Annotated in this window: 1 protein-coding gene; it reads left to right on the forward strand. The window is 67.8% G+C overall.

Translation table 11 applies throughout. The features are described 5' to 3' along the window. On the forward strand, window positions 1–394 hold a 394-nt coding region (locus GSQ79_RS26180; RefSeq protein WP_210253224.1), incomplete at both ends, for a hypothetical protein.

Genomic DNA, 394 nt, shown 5'->3' on the forward strand with positions numbered 1-394 from the left:
CCACAACGCAGGTCTCCGGTCTGACCGGCACCCAGGTCGCCAGCCTCACCGCCGCGACGCTCGGCAACCTCGGCACCGACAATTTGCAGGCTCTGACATCGACCCAGGTCGGCAGCCTCACCGCAACGGCTTTGGGTGGTCTCAGCTCCGACACCCTGCAGACCCTGACGACGACCCAGGTCGCCGGCATCACCTCGACGCAGATCGCGGCCCTGACCACCGCGGCGATCAACAACTTGTCCTCGACGGAAGTGCAGAGCCTCAGCTCGACGCAGCTGAAGGGCCTCACCGCCACCCAGCTCAACGGCCTCGGCTCGACGACGCTGACCACGCTGACCACAACGCAGGTCTCCGGTCTGACCGGCACCCAGGTCGCCAGCCTCACCGCCGCGAC

Source organism: Beijerinckia sp. L45 (assembly GCF_009765775.1).
Lineage (GTDB): Bacteria > Pseudomonadota > Alphaproteobacteria > Rhizobiales > Beijerinckiaceae > RH-AL1.